The following is a 20,241-nucleotide window of genomic DNA, read 5'->3' as shown; positions in this document are numbered from 1 at the left end:
CGTAGTCTGGACCGTCTGAAAGCAAGCCTACTTCTTCGCTGCAGGCGCCATCATCATCGCGCCGCCCTTCTTGGCAGCGGGCGCTCCCTTCGGCGCAGTCGTAGCGGCCTGTGCTGGGAGATATTTGGCGATGATCGCGGGATCGAGTTCGGCCATGCTGGAATCCGGCAGGCGCTGCCAGGTCTCGTCCTTGCCGAACAGCGAGATACCGAGGAAGCCGCGCATCGTCAGGACCTGACCATCCGGACTCACCGACATCTTCGCCTTCCAGATGTTGCCGTCGCGCGGATTGACCACGTTGCCGCCCTCATACTTCAACCCTTCGCGCTTCATGTCGCGGATGAAGGAGAGCCCGAGCACCGGCTGGTTCTTGCGATCATCCGTGCATTTCGCGCAGACCTCGTTCGGGTCGTCGCCGGGGCGCGGAAACGTCTTGGCAATGACGCCTTCGAAGATGCCGTTGTGGTCGACGAAGAGGAACCAGCCCACCGGCTTGCCATCCTCGACCTTCTGCCAGAGGCCCGCAGCGGTTGGTTGCTGAGCGGCGGCCGGTTTCGCCACGCCAATCGACAGCGCGACGGCAAGTGTAAGGAGCGAGAGCAGCCGAAAGCTGGAAAACAGATTCCGCATTATGATCACCTTGCTGAGCCGCCACTGCAATGGCCGCAGACTACGGCGATTTCGCGAACGGTTCCAGCACCAGGAACATCGGATGCCCGGCCCCGTTCGCGCCGCGGTCAGTTGACCCCGAGTTTCTTTTGCAGGCTGGAGGACGAGGTCGTGTACTGGAACACGAGCCGCTTCTCCGGATAGACGTAGCGGTGGGCTTTTTGCGACATCAGTGCGCCCTCGTGGAATCCGCACAGGATCAGCTTGATCTTGCCGGGATAGGTGTTGATGTCCCCGATTGCGAAGATGCCGGGCACATTGGTCTCGAACGCCGATGTCTCGACCGGCACCAGATTGTTCTCCAGCGCAATGCCCCAGTTCGCGACCGGACCGAGCTTCATGGTCAACCCGAAGAACGGCAGCATGGCGTCGCAGGGAATCTCGCTGAGATTGTTGTCGTTGGCCTTGACGGTGGCGCCGGTCAATTGGCCATCGGCGCCTGAGAGCGCGGTGACCTGGCCGAGCCTCAGATCCATCTTTCCGTCGGCCACCAGCGCGCGCATCTGCTCGACACTGTGGGGGGCGGCACGAAAATCGTCGCGCCGATGCAGCAGTGTGATGCGCTTGGCCAGCGGATGCAGATTGAGCGTCCAGTCGAGCGCGGAATCGCCGCCGCCGACGACCAGCACGTTCTTGTCGCGAAACGTTTCCATCTTGCGCACGGCGTAGTGCACCGAGGTGCCTTCGTAGGCTTCGATGCCCGGCACCGGCGGACGCTTGGGCTGGAACGAGCCGCCGCCGGCCGCGATCACCAACACCTTGCATTCGAACACCTTGCCGGCGTCGGTGGTGCAACGGAATGCCGGATCGCCGATCTTCTCCACGGTCTCGACCATCTCCCCGAGATGGAAGGTCGGATGGAACGGCTTGATCTGCTCCATCAGCGCATCGGTGAGGCCCTGTCCCGACACCTGGGGAATGCCGGGAATGTCGTAGATCGGTTTTTCCGGATAGAGCTCGGCACACTGGCCGCCGACCTTGTCGAGAATGTCGACGAAATGCGCCTTCATGTCGAGAAGGCCAAGCTCGAAGGCGGCAAACAGGCCGCACGGGCCGGCGCCAATAATCAGCACATCGGTTTTGATCACGTCGCTCATGTCGTCTCTTTATCGGTCGTTATCGGTTGGACGGCGCCCTGTGGGCAGAGGAACCTTTCCTGTCTAGCCAACGGGGATGGATCAGGGAAGGCATAAAAGCGGGAGCTCCCCGCAAGCACGCCCACTTGCCGGGTCGAACTAACTGGGCTGTAACGAGGCTGGATTTGACGGAGATCAATCGGTGAACGCACCAAGCCGCCTCGATACGACGCCGCGCCTGGAGGATTACCCTTTTCGCCTCAGCGACAACGTCCGCTTCGGCGACCTCGACCCGAACCAGCACGTCAACAACGCGGTCTACGCCACCTATTTCGAGACCGGCCGTGTCACGCTGATGAAGCTTCCCCAGTACGGGTTGACCCCGCCGGGCTTCGCCTGGATCATGGTGCGGCTCGACATGCATTTTCGCGCCGAGTTGCACTGGCCGAATACGATCGAGCTCGGTCTTGGCGTCGTGAAGCTCGGGCGCACGTCGGTGACGTTCGAACAGGTCGTATTCTCGAATGGGACGTGTATTGCGTCGGCGACATCCGTCGGCGTCTTGCTCGACGAGGCGGCGCGCCGGCCGGCACCGCTGACCGCAGAGGTGATCGCGAAATTCAAACCCTGGCACAAGCGCGGCATCGAGGTCGCGCCGCCGAGCGGGTTAAGTCAGGCAGATCAGGCCTGACGCTCCGGCGTCGACACCACGAGCCCGTCGAGTTCGTCAGAGACTTTGATCTGGCAGGACAGTCGCGAGTTCGGACGCACATCGAAGCCAAAGTCCAGCATGTCTTCTTCCATCGGCGTCGGGCTGCCGACCTTCTCACGCCAGGCTTCGTCGACATAGACATGGCAGGTCGCGCAGGCGCAGGCACCGCCGCACTCGGCCTCGATGCCGGGAATGCTGTTGCGGATGGCGGCTTCCATCACGGTCGCGCCGTTCTCGACTTCCACCGTGCGGGTTTCGCCCTTGTGGTCGACAAAGTGAATTTTGGCCATGTGTTCTCGTGCTGCCGCGATCTGGGGAAAATGGAGGGTCCGGGTTGTCCTATAACGGGTCGCTCCGGACCGCGCCATAGCGTTTTCAAGCGAAGGGGGGACCGGTTCGCGGAGAGAAAACGCGTCAAAACAAAAGACGAGTGCGCAAGCCAGACGGCTCTCTGCCCGGCTAATGCTTCAAGATCGTTGCAATGGCAGCGCGGACCTCGGCAACCGCCTCTTTCAGCGCCGCCAAGGCTCGGGGTGGGTTGTTGCCGGTCCGGACGGCTGTCTCGAGGCTGGCGGCGGCATCCGCGACTGCAAAGGCACCGATCCCCCGTGCTGAGCCTTTGAGCTTGTGCGCGAGCGCGCCGGTCTCGGCCGGCAGCGCGGCCATTGCCGCGACCAGGCGAACTGCCTGTTCCGCAAACATCGCCAGCACTTCCTGCTCAAGCTCGGCGTCGCCGAGCGTCATGCGCGAGAGGTGGTCGAGATCGAGCGGGCTGTCGATGGGCGCAAGCGGGGGCGAGGGCATCCAGTGCATCCGTTGCATTTCAGGCATCATGGCGCAGGCCCCGGCATCGCGCGACGGTCCGCCGGTCCGGCGGTTCCGCTCCACCGAAGCATGGAAATGGTTAACGAAGTGTTCGCGTTGATTTACGCAAATCCGCCCGTTTCTTGACGAAAAGTTGCCGCAATCTGCCGAGTCCGGTGGAGAATTTCATTTAGCCCTAAGGTGTTACGGCCCACTCCTGTTAACGATGATTAAGAATGTCTTAATCGCGGGCATTTCATTCGCCACGCTCTGCCAATAGGATGTTGCGGAAATTGGCGGACAAGCCGTCCGGGTGGGGACGGCTCGGAGATCCGCGCAAGCGGCATGATCCGGTCTGTGGGCTTGCGTAGCGCGCAGGGCTCGCGGGGGACGCGTACAAGTAACGAGGGCTCGGACTGAACATGGCCAATACTCCCAAAAAGGTCAAAGACCCCACAGAAGTTGCGCTTTCTGCGATCCAGGAAGCCCTCAACATCAGCGACACGGCTGCCGATACCAGCCGCAACGCGTCGATGCGCAACGAAACGGCGCCGCCGGTCGCAGCGCCCGCACCCCCCGTGTTCGACGAGTCAGCCTTCGAACCGCGGCCTGCCGCCAACGAGCGCGCCGTGTTCGACCCGATCGAGGAACCCCGCAGCTCGCGCCGCGCCGCCAATGACGACCGCGAGACCATCGGCCAGCTGCTCCAGTCGCTGCAGACGGGCCGCCCTGCCCGCAACATCTACACCGGCGCGACTATCTTCACCGTGATCTGGCTTGCCGCCTGCGCCGCGTTGACGGTCGGCTTCCTGCCCTCGATCCGGGCCGCCATTGGCGAGAGCGGCGGCGTGCTGGCGATCGCCGGCCTCGTCACCATGTTCTTTGCGCCCATCATGCTGTTCTACTTCCTCGCCAGCCTGGTCTGGCGCGGCCAGCAGATGAGTCAGGTCGCGCAAGCGATGGCGCAGGTCGCGATCCGCTTCTCCGAGCCGGAAGGCTCGGCGTCCGATTCCATGGTCACTGTTGGCCAGGCCATCCGCCGTGAGGTCGCGGCGATGGGCGACGGCATCGAGCGCGCGATCGCGCGCGCCGGCGAGCTCGAGACGCTGGTCGCCAACGAGGTCGCCGCACTCGAGCGCGCCTATTCCGACAACGAGGTCCGCATCCGCGCCCTGCTCCAGGACATCGCGCATCAGCGCGACAATCTGGTCGGCCAGGCCGAGCAGGTTCGCAGCGCCATTTCCGGCGTGCAGATCGACCTCCGCCACGACATCGCGCTGATCTCCGACGCGATCGCTTCCCGCGTCGACGAGGTCGCGAAATCCATCACCGGCGCGCTGGAAGAGCGCGGCGCCCACATCACCGGCGCGCTGAGCCATGCCGGCGACAACATGATCCTGGCGCTCGGCGAGCGCGGCGGCGACCTGCTCGACCGCCTCGAGGAAGCCAGCGCCGAGACCACGCGCGCTGTGCTCGACGCCAGCGAGCGGCTGACTACCAGCCTCAACTTCAAGACCGGCCACGTTCACGACGAGTTCGTCGACCTCGCCGATCGCGTCCACGAGATGCTGAACGAGCGCATCGACCGCATCACCGGCGAGTTCGAGCAGCGTTCTGCCGCGATCGTCGACGGCATCTCCGAGCGCACCGAGCAGGTGCACGACAGCCTGAAGAACTCCTCGGACTCGCTGCTGCTCGAGCTCGAGCTGCGCTCCAACGACCTCTCCGCCAAGATCGACGACGCCGGCAACCGCCTCGCCGGTCAGATCATGACCTCCGGCGACAAGGCGAGCGAGGCGCTCGACGCCACCGTCAATACGCTGGTCGCCAAGGTCGTCAGCCAGACCGAGACCGCGCACGACTCGCTGTCGCTCCAGATGAGCGCGTTCGACGAATTGGTGAAAAACCAGGGTTCCGAGCTGGTCGAGAAGTTCGCCCGCGATTCCGGCACGCTGGGTGCCCTGATCACCCGCCACATCTCCGAATTCGATCGCACCGTGAAGACTTTCGGCGGCGAGATCGTCGAGCGCATGGGCCAGCGCACGCACGACATCCATGAGTCGCTGAAGACCTATGTCGAGAATTTCGATACCCGCTTCACCTCCAACGGCGGCGAGATCACGGCCATTCTCGACCAGCGCCTGGTGGAGTTCCAGACCACCATCGGCGAACGCGTTTCCAACTTCGATGCCTCGCTGAACGGCAAGATCGCCAGCCTCGACGGCACCATCGAAGGCCACATCAAGACCTTCGATGAGCAACTCGGCGGCCGTGTCGGCGCGCTCGAGCAGTCGTTCGATGCGCGTGCGAAGTCGGTCACCGAGACCATCGACGGCCGTCTCAACACGCTGTCCACGACGCTGACCGACGGTGCGACGCAGGCGATCCAGTCGATCGACTCCCGCCTCACCCACCTTACGGCATCGCTGACCGATGGCGCCTCGCAGACGATCCAGTCGATCGATACGCGCCTGACCCACCTCACCACTACCTTCACCGGCGGCGCGACGCAGGCACTCGAATCCATCGACTCCCGCCTGACCTATTTGACCTCGGCGCTGACCAACGGCGCCTCGCAGGCGGTGCAGTCGATCGATACCCGCCTCACCCTGCTGACCTCGACGCTCACGGACGGCACCGCGCAGGCGATCGAGGCGGTCGATCGCCGCATCACCAGCGTTGCCGACCTCATCGACGGCCGCAGCATGCACCTGACCGACACGGTCACGGCGCGCTTCCAGGACATCCACCAGGCGATCGAGACCAAGGTCGGCTCCGTGGCCAACGACATCGACGTCCGCGTGGCGCAGTTCGAAGACCTGCTCGGCTCGCGTGTCGAGGCCGTCGCCGGCCGCATCGAGAGCAGCGGCCGCCAGGCCAGCGAGGACATGATGTCCCGCGCCGAGATGATCTCGACCGCAATCCGCTCGCATGTCGAGGACGCCGAGCGCTCGCTCACCAACCTCGTGGTCAACACCAGCGAGACGATCCAGACCGGTGCACGCACCGCGCAGCAGTCGCTGATGACCGTCTCCTCCGACGTCAACGCCCAGCTCAAGATGACCTCCGCCGATGTCGAGCGCGCGCTGACCGCGGTCGGCACCGGTGCAGCGAACTCGATCCTGACCAGCGCCCGCGAGGCGCAGTCGTCACTGGTCGCGGCCTCCGGCGATGCCTCCACCCAGATCAAGGGCCTCGCGGCCGACGTCGAGCGCACGCTGTCCGCAGCCGGCTCGGCCACCGCGGCCTCGATCCTGGCCGGCGCCCGCGAGGTGCAGACCACGCTCGTCACCGCCTCCTCGGACGCGGCCAACCACGTCAAGACGCTCACCGCCGACGTGCAGCGCTCGCTCTCGATGGCTGGCACCTCGACGGCGGAATCGATCACTGCCGGCGCCCGCGATGCTCAGGGCACGCTGATCGCGGCCTCGACCGAGACCGCCAACCAGATCAAGGCGCTGTCCTCGGACGTCCAGCGCTCACTCTCGATGGCGGGCACCTCGACGGCCGAGACCATCATGACCGGTGCACGCGAAGCCCAGAGCACGCTGGTCAACGCGTCCTCGGATGCGGCAAGCCAGGTCAAGTCGCTCGCGGCCGAGGTGCACCGCTCGCTCTCGCAGGTCGGCCAGACCACGGCCGAGACGATCACGACCAGCGCCCGCGACGCCCAAAGCACCCTGCTCGCGGTCTCTGCCGAACAGACCGGCCAGGTCCGTTCGCTCGCAGCCGAGATGCAGCGCGCGCTGGCGACCGCCGGCGGCGCCACCATCGAGGCGCTCACCAGTGGTGTGCGTGAAGCCCAGGGCACTCTGATCTCCGCGTCGACCGACGCGGCGAGCCAGATCAAGTCGCTGACGACGGACATCGAGCGTACGCTGACCTCGGTCGGCGCCGACACCGCCTCGACCATCCTCAACAGCGCCCGCGAGGCCCAGACCTCGTTGACCTCGACCTCGGCGGATGCCGCGAGCCAGATCCGCACGATCTCCACCGAGATCGAGCGCGCGCTGAGCACGGCCACGTCGAACGCGACCAACGACATCCAGACCAGCGCGCTGAACGCGCAGAACGCGCTGATCTCCGCCTCCAACGAGGCGAGCTCGCGGGTCAAGTCGAGCTCGGCCGACGTCGAGCGTTCGGTGCTCGCCGCCAGCTCGAGCTTCGGCCAGGCCATGACCGGCAAGACCGACGAGATCGTCACCTATGTGCAGCAGCAGGCCGACCGTCTCTCGAACATGATCGACGCCAAGCGCGGCTCGCTCGTCGACGCGATCAGCTCGAAGACCAGCCAGCTCACGCTCGACATCGATCGCGTCACCTCCGACGCGCTGAAGTCGATCGAGACGCGCGGCCATGCCTTCTCGCAGACCATGATGGGCAACGGCAACGAAGTCGCCCGCACCATCAACGCGGCGAGCGAGATCGCGACCGGTGCGGTCGGCAAGTCCCTCAAGGACCTCGAAACGGCCTCGCGCGCGGCGATCGACCAGTCGCGCCAGGTCTCGATTGCGGCCGTCACCGAGATGCAGGAGACCAGCAAGATCCTGCGGACCGACACGGTGGCGCTGTTCGAGCGTCTGCGCGAGGGCAACATCCTGCTCCAGGAGGTGCTGACCGGTGCACACGACAACCTCAACTCACTCGAGCGGGCGCTGGTGACCCGCGTCGCCGACTTCGTCTCGGCGATGAACGACGTCACCTCGCGCAACGGCGCGGCAACGCAAGGCCTGGAAGACCAGCTCAACGTCTTCAACAGCAAGACGACGAAGGCGCTCCAGGACCTCGGCGAGCTGTCGACCCAGTTCGACGCACACGGCAAGGCACTCGTCGATGCCGCGCAGGTCGTCGAGCAGAGCAACAAGAACACCACCGCCTCGCTCGCCGAACGCAAGTCGGCGCTGGAATCGCTCGTCACCACCATCGACCTGCGCACCGCCGATCTCGACCAGCGCCTGTCGCGCTTCACCGGGCTGCTCGATGAGTCGCTCGCTGCGGCCGAAGAGCGTGCCCGCGACATCGCCCGTGTGGTTGCGGAGACCGCCGGCGCAGGTTCGGCCGCGATCACCCGCCAGTTCGAGGCGGTGCGGGCCGCGTCCGAAGAGGAGCATCGCCAGACCGTCGAGTCCATGCACGACATCTACCGCCAGACCACCGACGAGGCGGATGCGATGTTCAAGCAATCGACCGAGAAGTTCGGCAATCTCGTCTCCAGCATGAAGCAGATGGCGTTCGAGATGCACAACGAGCTCGAAGCCACCCGCAACGAACTGCGCCGCGGCGTGCTCGAAATGCCGCAGGAGGCCGCCGAGAGCACCGCCCAGATGCGCAAGGTGATCGTCGACCAGATCGAGGCGCTCGCCGAGCTCAACCGCATCGTGGCCCAGCACGGCCGCGGCCTCGACGTCACGACGACGGGCCGCGCGTCCGTCGCCGTCCAGCGCCAGGAAGAGCCATTGATGGCAAGCGCGGGCGGTCGTGGCACCGAGACTCGCGTGCGCGACACTGGTAGCGCCTCGACGCTGCCGCCGCCGGACCTCGGCATGCCCGCCCCCTCGCGTCGCACCGAGGCTCCGCCGGTTGCTCCCGGCGGCAACGACCAGGGCCGCGACGGCTGGCTGTCGGATCTCTTGAACCGCACGGACGCCGCCCCGGCTGCTCCGACCGGTCGTGAGGCCCCGCGTGGCCGCCCGGCTGCACCCGCTCCGCAGCCGCAGGCCCCGCAGGCGAGCAGCAATCCGCTGGAATCGCTGTCCCTCGACATCGGCCGGCTGATGGACCGCAACCTCGCCTCCGAGATGTGGGATCGCTACCAGCGCGGCGAGAACAAGGCCTTTACCAAGCGCCTGTACACGCCCGCCGGCCAGAAGGCCTTCGACGAGGTCGCCCGCAAATACCGCGCCGACCGCAACTTCAAGGGCACGGTCGACCGCTACATCGGCGAGTTCGAACGTCTGCTCGACGAAGTCGCCCGCGACGGCCGCGGCCCGCAGGAATTGCGCAGCCATCTGACCTCGGAGACCGGTCTGGTCTACACGCTGCTCGCGCACGCGGCGGGCCGGCTGGGGTAAGCGGCGCGCAACGACAGCGAATACAAATGAGAACGGAGGCTTTTCGGCCTCCGTTTTTGTTTGAGCGCGCGTCATTCGCAGGGCTCTCGTGCCCCAGACGCAGCGCGTCGGGACACGAGACCTGTGTACGCTCTCTCCACATCGTCGTTGCGAGCGAAGCGAAGCAATCCAGACCGCCTCTATGGCAGCAGTCTGGATTGCTTCGTCGCGAGAGCTCCTCTACCGCCTGCCGCTCGCGGGTGCGGGCTTCGGCGGCTCGGCCGGCGGCGGAGCCGGTTGGGCGCTGTTGCTGGCGCCGAACAGCACGCGGGTCGGGTTGCGGTCGAAATTGTTCACGGCGCGGCTGATGTCGCCGAGCGTGCGGCGGCCGTCCGTCATCAATGCACCCGAGCGCTTGTCGAAATCCTCGGCGAGCTCGCGGATCGACTTCACCGTCTGGAACAGCTCGCCGCCGTCCTTGCCGCCGGCGAGCGAGTTGAGGCCGAGCATGAGGCTGTCGGCCTTGAGCATCACGCCGTCGACCCTCGCCATCACGCCGTCGATCTTTTCGGAGTTGCGGGCGAGCGAGTTGGTGAAGGTCTCGAGATTCTTCAGCGAGTTCTTCACTGACTCCTGATTGTCGGCGACGATCTTGTTGATGTTCTGGAGCGTGCCGCGGATTGCCTCGGTGACGTCCTGAAGCTTGTTCGGATCGGCCATCAGCGTCGGAATGCCGTCCTCATCGAGTGGCGGCGGCGGTGCCGCCTCCTCCCCGCCCTTGAGCGAGATCGCGGCAACGCCGGTCAGACCCTGGAATTCGAGGCCGACCAGGGTGTCCTTGCGGATCGGGGCGTTATTCTCGACCATGGCGAGTGCGACAACCCGCCGCGGATTGTCGAGCTTCACCGAGACCACCTCGCCGACCCGGATACCGTTGAAATTGACGCTGCCGCCGTTGCGCAGGCCCGCGGCAGGGCCCTCGAATACGACGCGCAGAGGGCTGCGCTGCTTGGTGGTGTGCAGCGACTGGAACCACAGCACGAAGCCGATCGCAGCCGCGATCACCGCCAGCGTGAAGGATCCGATCAATACGTAATTGGCCCGCGTTTCCATCAGGTGCTCCGGCTACTCAACTCATCACCGCGCGGGCGCGCTTGCCATGGAAATACTGCCTCAGCCAGGGATGCTGCGAGGCCTGCATGTCGGCGATCGACCCTGCCGCAATGATCTTACCGTTCCCTAAAACGGCGATGCGGTCGCAAGCTGTGTAAAGGCTGTCGAGGTCGTGGGTTACCATGAAAACGGTCAGCCCCAAAGTACGCTGGAGCGTCCTGACCAGCTCGTCAAAGTCGCCGGCGCCGATCGGATCGAGGCCCGAAGTCGGCTCGTCCAGGAAGACGAGATCGGGATCGAGCGACAGCGCGCGAGCCAGCGCGACACGCTTGATCATGCCGCCTGACAGTTCCGAGGGAAAGCGCTCGGCCACTTCAGGCTTGAGCCCGACCATGGCGAGCTTGGCCATGGTGATCTCGTCCATCAGCCGTTGCGACACGCGAAGATATTCGCGCATCGGAAACTGGATGTTCTGCCGCACCGTCAGCGAGGAAAACAGCGCGCCCTGCTGGAACAGCACGCCCCAGCGCCGCTCGACATTGCGGCGCTGCGATGTGCTCGAGGAATCGAGATCGACGCCGAACACTTCGATCGAGCCCGCAACCTTCGGAACCAGCCCAATGATGGTGCGCGTCAACACGGACTTGCCTGCACCCGAAGGGCCGACAAATCCCAAAATCTCGCCGCGCCTGACGTCGAGGTTGAGGCCGTCGAGCACGCGCGTCGTGCCGAATTGCACGGTGATGTCGCGGACGCGGATGATGGGATTCTGGATCTCGCCTGCCATCGTCACATTCCGATCGAGGCGAAGAAGATGGCGAACACGCCGTCCATGACGATAACGAAGAAGATGCCCTTCACCACGGAGGCCGTCGTGTGCTGTCCGAGCGATTCCGCGCTGCCCTGCACCGCGAGGCCTTCGACGCAGGCAACAATGCCGATCACCGCGGCCATCACGGGCGCTTTCACGATGCCGACGATGAAATGGTCGATCGAGATGGCATCGCGCAGGCGCAGCAAGAATGCCTCGGGATCGACGCCGCCATAGAGCCAGGCGACGAGACCGCCGCCATAGAGCGCGGCCATGGCGCCGAGGAAGGCGAGGATCGGCAACGCCAGCACCAGCGCCAGCATGCGCGGAAGCACCAGCACCTCGATCGGATCAAAGCCCATGGTGCGCAGCGCGTCGATCTCCTCGCGCATCTTCATCGAGCCGAGCTCGGCGGTGTAGGCGCTGCCCGAGCGGCCCGCGACCATGATCGCGACCAGCAGCACGCCGATCTCGCGCAACACCAGCACGCCAAGCATGTCGACGACGAAGATATCGGCGCCGAACCGGCGGAAATGGAAGATGCCCTGCTGCGCGATAATGCAACCGATCAGGAAGGTGATCAGCACCACGATCGGCACCGCGCGCCAGCAGACCTGCTCCATATGATGCACGGTCGAGGTCAGGCGGAACGACCGCGGGTGAATCAGTGTGCGCGCGGCCGCCGCGAGCACCGCGCCGAGCATGTCGATGAGGCCCGCAACCGTGCCGGCGAGACCGGCCACGGCCCGGCCGATCTGTTCCAGCATGCCGGTGATGGTGATCGTGCTGGTGTCGATGACGGGCGTGGCCTTGACCCGCCTGACCTCGTCCACAAGGCTCGAATAGTTGGTCGAGAGCCCGGCGATCTGCGCCTCGACGGTGCCTTTCGTCAGGCTGCGGCGCAGCCGCTCGATCAGCCAGGCGCCGAACGTGTCGAGCTTGGCGACCTCGGAGACGTCGATGAAGATGCTTTGGGGACTGCCGGCCAGCTTCTCGGCGTCGGCGACCATCCGCTCCAGCACCGGCGCGAAACTCGCGGTCCAGGTTCCGGTGGCGCAGAGGGCCAGCGCGTTGCCTTTGGCAATCCGTTCCAGCTTCGGATCGCCGCTCAAGGTGTCCGCTCCCGTACGACCGGGGCGGATAAAATCAGTCTGTTGCGCACGCGCCCTTACCCAGAAAAGGTATCCCCAACTGGTTAATGTTAGTTGCTAGAGGTAACCAGCAGGTTCAGATTTCGCCAGAGTTCAAAATGACTTCCAGCAAAGTTCCCGGTGTTGCCGCCCGAATCGAGCGGTTTCCCATCGCCGGCAGTTTCACGATCAGCCGGGGCGCCAAGACGGAAGCGGTCACCGTTGTGGCCGAGGTTAGCCAAAATGGCCTGACCGGCCGCGGCGAATGCGTGCCCTATCCCCGCTACGGCGAGACCCCCGAGGCCACCTTGGCCGCGATACAGGCGATGCAGGCGGCCTTGGCGGACGGACTGACGCGGCGGGGCCTCCAGACCGCCATGCCGCCGGGGGCTGCCCGCAACGCCCTCGATTGCGCCCTGATCGATCTGGAGGCCAAGGCGGCAGGCCGGCGGGCCTGGAACCTCCTGGGCCGCCCTGTGCCGGGTGAGCGCACCACCGCCTACACGATCTCGCTCGGTACACCCGAAGCCATGGCGGCGGCGACCGCCAGGGCGGCACACCGGCCCCTGCTCAAGATCAAGCTCGGCGGCGACGGCGACCCAGAGCGGATCGCGGCGGTTCGCAAGGCAGCACCTGAGTCCGAGCTGATCGCCGATGCCAACGAGGCCTGGACCGAGGCCAATCTGGAGCAGAACCTTGCCGCCTGCGCCGATGTCGGCGTCACGCTGGTCGAGCAGCCTTTGCCGGCAGGTCGGGACGAGGCCCTGGCGCAGATCAAGCGGCCGCTCGCAGTCTGCGCTGACGAGAGCGTGCACACCCGCGGAACCCTCGCGGCGCTCCGCGACCGCTACGACGCCGTCAACATCAAGCTCGACAAGACCGGCGGGCTCACTGAGGCGCTCGCCATGGCCGACGCCGCACAGGCGCTCGGCTTCGAGATCATGGTCGGCTGCATGGTCGCGACGTCGCTGTCGATGGCGCCCGCGATGCTGGTGACACCGCAGGCGCGCTTCGTCGACCTCGACGGCCCCTTACTGCTGGCACGCGATCGCGATCACGCCCTGCGCTATGACGAGAGCCTGGTCTATCCGCCGGATGCCTCACTCTGGGGCTGAGCTATCAGCCGATGCCGGGCCGACCAGATCACGAGCGCGCCGGCAGCGGCCATCGCCGCCATGACGTAGTACAGATTATCGCCGATGCGCGCGTAGATCGCGCCTGACGCGATCGAGGTCGACGCGCCCAACAATCCGCTGCATGCGGCGAGATAGCCCTGCCCGCGCGCGATCTGATGCGACGGCACGCGCTGCACAAGCAACGTCATGGTGCCGACGATGGTCATGCCGAAGGTGAGACCGTGACCGAGCTGCGCAATCGCGAGCAGCGCCAGCGGCGGCTCGTTCGCCGTGACGATCCAGCGCAGCACCGCACTCAGCCCGCCGATCGCCATCAGCGATGACGGATGCAGCGAGAACCGCGGTGACAGCGCGAACACGATGATCTCGGCGATCACCCCCAGCGTCCACAGCCCCGCGATCGTCAGGCCGCCGAGACCATGGAGCTGCCAGTTGATGGCGGAAAACGTGTAATAGGCGACGTGGCTGCCCTGGATCAGCGCGGCCGAGGCGATCACGGCCAAGAAGCCGGCATCGCGCAGCAGCGACTTGCCGACATGCGTCTCCGCCGTCTTGCGCCTGACATCGTCGAGCGGCCGAAGCAGCAGGCTGGCGAGCACCGCGATGACGGCCCATGCGACGATGATCCAGATCAGATCGCGCGCCGCGATGATGTCGACCAGATAGCCGCAGGCGAGCGAGCCCGCCGCGAACGCCGCCGAGCCCCACAGCCTCACGGGTCCGTAGTCGAACCCGTAACGCGCGACCCCGCGCAGCGCGTAGGCATCGGTCAACGGCGTCGTGGGCGTCCACATCATGCAGGTGAGTGCGTAGATCAGGAACAGCGCCAGCGGCTGCTGCTGCAGGCCGACGGCCGCAAAGCCGACCGCGGTGGCCAGCACCGAGATCATCATGGCCGCACGAATCGCCTGTCGCTTTTCTGCAAAGGCGGCGATCTGCGGCAGCGTGGTGAAGCGTGTCAGCGCCGGCAGTGCATTGATCAGACCGATCCAGGACGCGTCGATGCCGATCGCCTTGAGCCAGACCGGGAAGAACGGCAGATGCGTGCCTGATACCGCGAACACGGCCGAATAAAACAGCGCGAGACTCACGGCGAATCGCCGCTTGACCGATGCTGGCGTGGGGATTTGTGATTCGGGTGGCATCAAACCAATTGCGATTCGGTCGATATCGTGGTGATCGTTACAGTAACGCGTAGTGATTTGCGCGACGAGATTGTCATGGCCTCTGAAGCATTCGCCCTCTCGCCTATGTCTGCCCGCGCGGCCGAGCCGAACGAGCAGGATTACGACGCGATCAGCGAAGCCTTCATGGAGACCGCGCGCGGCCGCTGGTTCCTCGGCGAATACGCCAAGCGCAACCGCAATGCCGACACCCGAATGGTGCTGGATGCGGTCGCGAAAATCGAAGAAACCCTGGCGGCACAGCGCCAACCCGTCGTCGAGGATCGTCTGCCCGAAGCACTGGTTGCGATCCGCCGCGCGGTCGAGGAGGCGGAAATCGCCGCCGCCAAGGCGTTCGATCCTGCCGTGCTCGAGGCGAGCCTTGCGCCTATTCCGCGCGGCGTGCGCATCATCAAGGAGATCTCCTGGCGCTGGCGCGAGATCGGCGCCGACGGGCGAATCTGCGACCTCATTGATTCGCAGCTCGCCTCGATCGAAGCGGCCTGCGCCCAGGTGCCGACCATCGACCCGCGCGGCGACCTCAAGGCCGCCTTCGATCTGCTGAGGGATCGCGTCGAGCAGACGGACGCTGGCGGCGTCGCAGCGCCTCAAGCGGCAGCGCGGCCTGCTCCGGCGCCTGCGCAGGCAACAACACCGGTCGCGGAGGCACCGGCCGCCGAAGCGCCCGTTGCGATGGCGACCGAAGAACCCGCGGCTTTTACGGAGACGCCACAAGAGATCGCTTCTGAACCCAAGGCGGCCGCAGATGTGAGCGGCATCGCCGAGGACGCGATGATGGACGTCGCGGTCGAACCCGAGATTGCCGAGAGCCACGCCGTCGTCGAGGAGAGTTTTGCTGCGGCCGATGACAGCGTCGTCGCTCACGCGGGCGTCGCCGAGATCACTGACGAGTTCTCGCTCGATGCCGCCGCCGAAGCCGAGGACGAAGCCATACTCGACGCCATCGCGCTGGAGATGGCCGCGCCAGATCCGGAGTTCGACGCGATCGTCGAGCCCATGGAGATGGAAGCCCCCGTGCCGGAACCGATGCCGGAGCCGCTGGCAGCGGAGCCCGTCGCGATGGGGGCGTCGGTCGCACCCCTCGTCGAGGAGCCTGATGCCGAAGAGCCTGATGCCGAGGAGCCTGTCGCCGAAATCCCGATCGCAATGGAATCGCTCGCGCGCCTCACAGACGCCATCGCGGAAGCAGCTGCCGAAGTGATGGAGCAGCCGGCCCCCGCCATGGTGGCCGCCGCGTCATTCAACGCAGCTCCCAGCGCAGCGCTGCCGATGCCGTCCCCGCTGCCCGAGCCTTCGCTCGGCGCCACCATTCTCGCCAGCGGCATCCTGCAGAAGCCTCGCCCCGCTGCCAACGACGCGCTGGCGCCGATCCGCCGCATGACCCAAGCTGAGAAGATCGCGTTCTTCTCGTAAGGGCTCTTGCCTCGGGCTGAGCTGGCTTCGGATCCCTCCTCATCGCGGTTCCGTTCGTGACCCAGATCACGCATCGCGCCAGGGGTGACCACGATCACGGACCGTGGCTCGAACGCGACCTAGTTTCCTCGCAACCAATCTCGCATCGAGATTAGCCCCGAGGGAGCACGTCATGTTCCGCCTGAAATCCACCCTGATGACTGCGGGCCTGCTGGGAAGCCTGTTCGGCTTCGCCTGCGGTCCGGTTTCCGCCCAAGTCGCCCCCGTCGAACCCGCCCCGACCGCGCTGCAAGGCCCGGAGCAGCGCGTGGCGCTGGTGATCGGCAATTCGAACTACCAGAACGCGCCGCAACTCGCGAACCCCGACAATGACGCGCAGTCGATGGCGCAGTTTCTCAACTCTGCCGGCTTCGAGGTGATCTCGGCGACCGACCTCGGCCAGAACGACATGCTGCGCGTGGTGCAGGACTTCTCGGCCAAGGTGTCCGCGCGGGGCCCGAACACGGTGGCGATGGTCTATTATGCCGGTCACGGCGTGCAGCTCGCCGGCGAGAACTATCTCGTTCCCGTCGATGCGAAGGTCACGAACCAGAACGAGCTCGTCAACGATTCCGTCCGCCTGGTCGACGTGATGTCGACGCTGGAGACGATCCCGAGCCGCATGCGCATCGTCATCCTCGATGCCTGCCGCAACAACCCGTTCCCCAACGTCAACGACGCCAGCCGCGGCTTGGCCATCGTCGATGCGCCGAACGGCTCGATCGTGGGTTATTCAACCGCGCCGGGCGCCGAAGCGCTCGACGGCAATGGCGGCCACAGCCCCTATACGCAGGCCTTCCTGAACGTCGCGCGTGAACCCAACGTGCCGATCGAGCAGCTGTTCAAGCGCGTGCGTCTCGCGGTGAACCAGACCACCAGCGGCGCGCAGACGCCGTGGGAGAGCTCATCGCTCACCTCCGACTTCACGTTCTTCGGCGACACGGCCGTGGCCGCCAACCGCGCCCCGGTGCATTCACCGGTGGTGCAGATGGCTTCCAACCTGCCGAGCCGCTCGGCGCGCCAGGCCTATGACTACGTATTGTCCGAGGGCCGACCCGAGTACTATCAGGAGTTTGTCGCGATGTATCCGCACGACCCGCTGTGCGACCACATCCGCTGGCTGCTTGCGAACCTCTTGATCTCGCAGGCCTGGCACCAGGCGGTGCTGACGAACTCGCCGCTCGGCTACAAGAGCTTCTACGACAGCTACGGCAACAGCCCCTATGCGCAAGTCGCGCTGAAGCTCGAAGCGCATCCGAAGCTGATCCCCCTGATGCAGCCGACGAAGTTCCTGGCTCCGCAGAACATTGCCCCAACGTTCAAGGTCGGCAATCTCGGTCAGCCCAAATACATGCCGCTGATGCAGCAGGGCAACGGCTCGCAGATGAACGGCAATTTGCCGGTCGGGCAGAAGCCGGGCGACGGCAACGTCATCGGCAAGCTCGGCAATGGTGGCCAGATCACCAACCTGCCGACGGGCAACACGCAGAACGGCACGCCGTCACAGAACCCCGGCAAGATCGTCACCCTGCCCGCGCCGACCAACGCGACCAATAACAATGGCGGTATCGGCAAGATCACGACGCTGCCGGTGACCACCACGACGCAGAACACCGGCAACAACAATACCGGTACGCCTGGCAAGATCGTGAGCATGCCCGTGAACATCGGCAAAGGCTCGACGGTGGACGTCAAGACCACCGGCGTGAAGACGACGACCGTGCAGACCCAGAACAACCCGATCCGCGTCAACACCGGCGTTGTGAGGCTCAACAACAATCCGGTCAACAAGGTGCAGGTGCTGAACAATCGCCCGCAATTCAATGCGATGGGTAATGGCGGCGGCAACAACTTCCGCCAGTCGATGAACCAGTCGCCGATGATGGGCGGCGGCGGTGGCGGTGGTCACCACGGCTTCGGGCGCTGATCGCAGCCGATCAAGCAACGACAAAGGGGGGCAGAGCGGAAACGCTCTGCCCCCTGGTCATCTCGGAAGATCAGAATCTCAGGCCACCAGTTCGGCAAACAGATCCGCATCGACATTGCCGCCGGAGAGCACGATGACGACGTTCTTCCCGGCGACGTCGAGACGGCCAGCGAGCAATGCGGCAAGCCCGACCGCACCGCCGGGCTCGACCACAAGCTTCAGCTCGCGATAGGCAAAGGCGACGGCCGCGCCGACTTCCTTGTCCGACGCCGTGACGCCGCGCGCGAGCAGCTTGCTGTTGATCGCGAAGGTCATCTCGCCGGGGATCAGCGCCATCAGCGCGTCGCAGATGGTGCGGCCGGCCGGCGGGTGCGGCTCGCGATGGCCTGCGGTCAGCGACAGGCCGTGATCGTCGAACGCCTCGGGCTCGGCCACCACGATCTGGGCCTGCGGATAACGCGCCTTTACGGCCGTTGCGACGCCTGCGATCAGGCCGCCGCCGGAGGCCGGCGCCACCACGATGTCCGGTGACAGGCCGAGCGTTGCCATGTCGTCCGCAATCTCGCGGCCCGCAGTGCCCTGGCCGGCGATCACGAAGGGATCGTCATAGGGCCTGACCAATGTCGCGCCGCGCTTCTCGGCAATGCCGCGCGAGATCGCCTCGCGGTCGTCGCGATCGCGGTCATAGAGCACGACCTCGGCGCCATAGGACTTGGTGCGCTCGCGCTTCGACAGCGGCGCATCCATCGGCATCACGATGGTTGCCTGCATGTCCAGGATCTTGGCTGCCGCCGCCACGCCCTGGGCGTGGTTGCCGGAGGAGAACGCCACGACGCCGCCGGCGCGCTTGTCCTGCGGGATCGAAAACACCTTGTTGAAGGCGCCGCGGAACTTGAAGGAGCCGGTGCGCTGGAGCATCTCCGGCTTCAGGAACACCTTGGCGCCAACGCGCTCGTTGAGCACGGGAAAGGATAACAGTGGGGTGCGGACGGCAAACGGCGCGAGCACGCGCGCTGCGGCGTCGATATCGGCGGGGCCGATCGGAAGGGGCTGTTCGGACATGGCGCGATGTTATCGCGGCCGGCGAGGTGCGGGCAAGACACCTCCGCGCGAGGATTTTTTCCCTTAAGCGACGAAACGCGGCTGCTCCGCCCCGTCCCGGCCGGGCAGCACGGCACCGACCGCGCGGATGCTGTCGATGAAGGCCTGCGCCGAGGCCTCCCAGGTGTAGGCGGCGGCGAATTCGATGCAGACCTGCCTGGAAATGTCGAGCGCCGCGAAGCAGGCATTGCGTAGGTCATTGTCCAGCGCACCGACCGGCGCATTGCCGATGACGTCGAGCGGCCCCTTCACCGGGAACGCCGCAACCGGCAGGCCGCTGGCAAGCGCCTCGAGCAGGACGAGCCCGAACGTGTCGGTCTTGCTCGGAAACACGAAGACGTCGGCCGCCGCATAAATGTCGGCCAGCTCCTCGCCGTGCTTTTCGCCCAGGAAAATCGCCTCGGGATAGGCCTCTTCCAGCGCGTTGCGCGCCGGTCCGTCGCCGACGATCACCTTGGTGCCTGGCAGATCGAGGTCGAGAAACGCTTCCAGATTCTTCTCCACCGCGACGCGGCCGACCGAGAGGAACACCGGAGCCGGCAGGCAGAGGTCGACGGCCCGAGGATGGAACAGATGCGTGTCGACACCGCGCGGCCACAGCACGACATTGTCGAAGCCGCGCTCGCCGAGTTCGCGGGCCAGCGCAGGCGTCGCCGCCATCACGGCCCGGCTCGGACTGTGGAAACGGCGCAGCGCCCGCCAGATCAGCGAACCCGGAACCGGCACGCGGGCGCGAACATATTCGGGGAAGCGGGTGTGGAAGCTGGTCGTGAACGGCAGCTTGCGCTGCCGGCAATAGCGGCGGACCATCAGGCCGATCGGCCCTTCCGTCGCGATATGGATGCTGTCGGGCCGTGCTTCCGCGATCAGTTTTGCGATGCGCGCCGGGCGCGGCATGGCGAGTCGTACGTCGCGATAACTGGGCATCGCAAAAGTGCGAAACGATTGCGGCGTCAGGAATGTGAACTCGACGTCGAGCGTCTTGGCGGCATCAGCGAGCTTGGTCAGCGTCCGAACCACACCGTTGACTTGCGGATGCCAGGCGTCGGTCGCGACCAGGATGCGCATCAAGCAGC

Annotated in this window: 15 protein-coding genes; 5 read left to right on the top strand and 10 right to left on the bottom strand. The window is 65.6% G+C overall.

Features of this window, described 5'->3' with window-relative positions; all coding sequences use genetic code 11:
* Nucleotides 1–27: 27 nt before the first annotated feature.
* Both JQ631_RS30490 and JQ631_RS30485 read right to left on the bottom strand, forming a co-directional pair.
* Nucleotides 28–630, bottom strand: a complete 603-nt coding sequence (locus JQ631_RS30490; RefSeq protein ID WP_212333279.1) for a DUF2147 domain-containing protein — start codon at nucleotides 628–630, stop codon at nucleotides 28–30.
* A 107-nt stretch (nucleotides 631–737) separates the two neighbouring features.
* Nucleotides 738–1,766 carry an NAD(P)/FAD-dependent oxidoreductase gene (locus JQ631_RS30485; RefSeq protein WP_212333277.1) on the bottom strand — a complete coding sequence of 343 codons (1,029 nt, stop codon included), beginning with the start codon at nucleotides 1,764–1,766 and terminating at the stop codon, nucleotides 738–740.
* A gap of 181 nt (nucleotides 1,767–1,947) precedes the next feature.
* On the opposite strand from JQ631_RS30485, the gene JQ631_RS30480 reads away from it, so the two are divergent.
* Complete coding sequence (locus tag JQ631_RS30480; RefSeq protein WP_212333275.1) at nucleotides 1,948–2,436, top strand: acyl-CoA thioesterase; 489 nt, start codon at nucleotides 1,948–1,950, stop codon at nucleotides 2,434–2,436.
* On the opposite strand, the gene JQ631_RS30475 is transcribed toward JQ631_RS30480, so the two are convergent.
* Both JQ631_RS30475 and JQ631_RS30470 read right to left on the bottom strand, forming a co-directional pair.
* Nucleotides 2,427–2,747, bottom strand: a complete 321-nt coding sequence (locus tag JQ631_RS30475) for a 2Fe-2S iron-sulfur cluster-binding protein (protein WP_212333274.1) — start codon at nucleotides 2,745–2,747, stop codon at nucleotides 2,427–2,429. The genes JQ631_RS30480 and JQ631_RS30475 overlap by 10 nt on opposite strands.
* A gap of 169 nt (nucleotides 2,748–2,916) precedes the next feature.
* A complete protein-coding gene (locus JQ631_RS30470; protein WP_249161290.1) occupies nucleotides 2,917–3,261 on the bottom strand; it encodes an Hpt domain-containing protein in 345 nt (114 codons plus the stop codon).
* A gap of 422 nt (nucleotides 3,262–3,683) precedes the next feature.
* Here JQ631_RS30470 and JQ631_RS30465 point away from each other — a divergent pair, with 422 nt between their 5' ends.
* The gene (locus tag JQ631_RS30465) at nucleotides 3,684–9,332 is read left to right on the top strand and encodes an apolipoprotein A-IV repeat region-like domain-containing protein (RefSeq protein WP_212333272.1); all 5,649 of its coding nucleotides are present in this window, start codon (nucleotides 3,684–3,686) and stop codon (nucleotides 9,330–9,332) included.
* 219 nt (nucleotides 9,333–9,551) lie between these two features.
* Here the strand turns inward: JQ631_RS30465 and JQ631_RS30460 are convergent, their stop codons facing one another.
* Genes JQ631_RS30460 through JQ631_RS30450 form a run of 3 tightly spaced genes read right to left on the bottom strand, consistent with a single transcriptional unit; the run spans nucleotide 9,552 to nucleotide 12,347 of the window.
* Nucleotides 9,552–10,424 carry an MlaD family protein gene (locus JQ631_RS30460; RefSeq protein ID WP_212333271.1) on the bottom strand — a complete coding sequence of 291 codons (873 nt, stop codon included), beginning with the start codon at nucleotides 10,422–10,424 and terminating at the stop codon, nucleotides 9,552–9,554.
* A 16-nt stretch (nucleotides 10,425–10,440) separates the two neighbouring features.
* Nucleotides 10,441–11,211 (bottom strand): ABC transporter ATP-binding protein, encoded by a 771-nt coding sequence (locus tag JQ631_RS30455; protein WP_212333270.1) that lies wholly within the window; start codon nucleotides 11,209–11,211, stop codon nucleotides 10,441–10,443.
* Between the two features lie 2 nt (nucleotides 11,212–11,213).
* Complete coding sequence (locus tag JQ631_RS30450; RefSeq protein WP_212333269.1) at nucleotides 11,214–12,347, bottom strand: MlaE family ABC transporter permease; 1,134 nt, start codon at nucleotides 12,345–12,347, stop codon at nucleotides 11,214–11,216.
* A 137-nt stretch (nucleotides 12,348–12,484) separates the two neighbouring features.
* Between JQ631_RS30450 and dgcA the strand changes: the two genes are divergently transcribed.
* Nucleotides 12,485–13,480 (top strand): N-acetyl-D-Glu racemase DgcA, encoded by a 996-nt coding sequence (gene dgcA, locus JQ631_RS30445; protein ID WP_212333267.1) that lies wholly within the window; start codon nucleotides 12,485–12,487, stop codon nucleotides 13,478–13,480.
* Here the strand turns inward: dgcA and JQ631_RS30440 are convergent.
* Entirely contained in the window at nucleotides 13,450–14,646 is a 1,197-nt protein-coding gene (locus JQ631_RS30440; RefSeq protein ID WP_212333265.1) for an MFS transporter, read from the bottom strand. The two genes, dgcA and JQ631_RS30440, sit on opposite strands and share 31 nt — an antisense overlap.
* A gap of 75 nt (nucleotides 14,647–14,721) precedes the next feature.
* Between JQ631_RS30440 and JQ631_RS30435 the strand changes: the two genes are divergently transcribed.
* Both JQ631_RS30435 and JQ631_RS30430 read left to right on the top strand, forming a co-directional pair.
* The gene (locus JQ631_RS30435) at nucleotides 14,722–16,098 is read left to right on the top strand and encodes a hypothetical protein (RefSeq protein ID WP_212333263.1); all 1,377 of its coding nucleotides are present in this window, start codon (nucleotides 14,722–14,724) and stop codon (nucleotides 16,096–16,098) included.
* A gap of 172 nt (nucleotides 16,099–16,270) precedes the next feature.
* On the top strand, nucleotides 16,271–18,064 hold the full coding sequence (locus tag JQ631_RS30430; protein WP_212333261.1) for a caspase family protein: 1,794 nt from the start codon (nucleotides 16,271–16,273) through the stop codon (nucleotides 18,062–18,064).
* A gap of 78 nt (nucleotides 18,065–18,142) precedes the next feature.
* Here the strand turns inward: JQ631_RS30430 and JQ631_RS30425 are convergent, their stop codons facing one another.
* The gene (locus JQ631_RS30425) at nucleotides 18,143–19,126 is read right to left on the bottom strand and encodes a threonine/serine dehydratase family protein (protein ID WP_212333259.1); all 984 of its coding nucleotides are present in this window, start codon (nucleotides 19,124–19,126) and stop codon (nucleotides 18,143–18,145) included.
* Nucleotides 19,127–19,189: 63 nt separating this feature from the next.
* Nucleotides 19,190–20,233 carry a glycosyltransferase family 4 protein gene (locus JQ631_RS30420; protein ID WP_212333257.1) on the bottom strand — a complete coding sequence of 348 codons (1,044 nt, stop codon included), beginning with the start codon at nucleotides 20,231–20,233 and terminating at the stop codon, nucleotides 19,190–19,192.
* Between the last annotated feature and the right edge of the window lie 8 nt (nucleotides 20,234–20,241).

This window comes from Bradyrhizobium manausense, from assembly GCF_018131105.1.
Classification (GTDB): Bacteria; Pseudomonadota; Alphaproteobacteria; order Rhizobiales; family Xanthobacteraceae; genus Bradyrhizobium; species Bradyrhizobium manausense_B.
The sequence above is the reverse complement of the archived record's forward strand: the minus strand, read 5'-3'. Positions and strand labels throughout refer to the sequence as shown.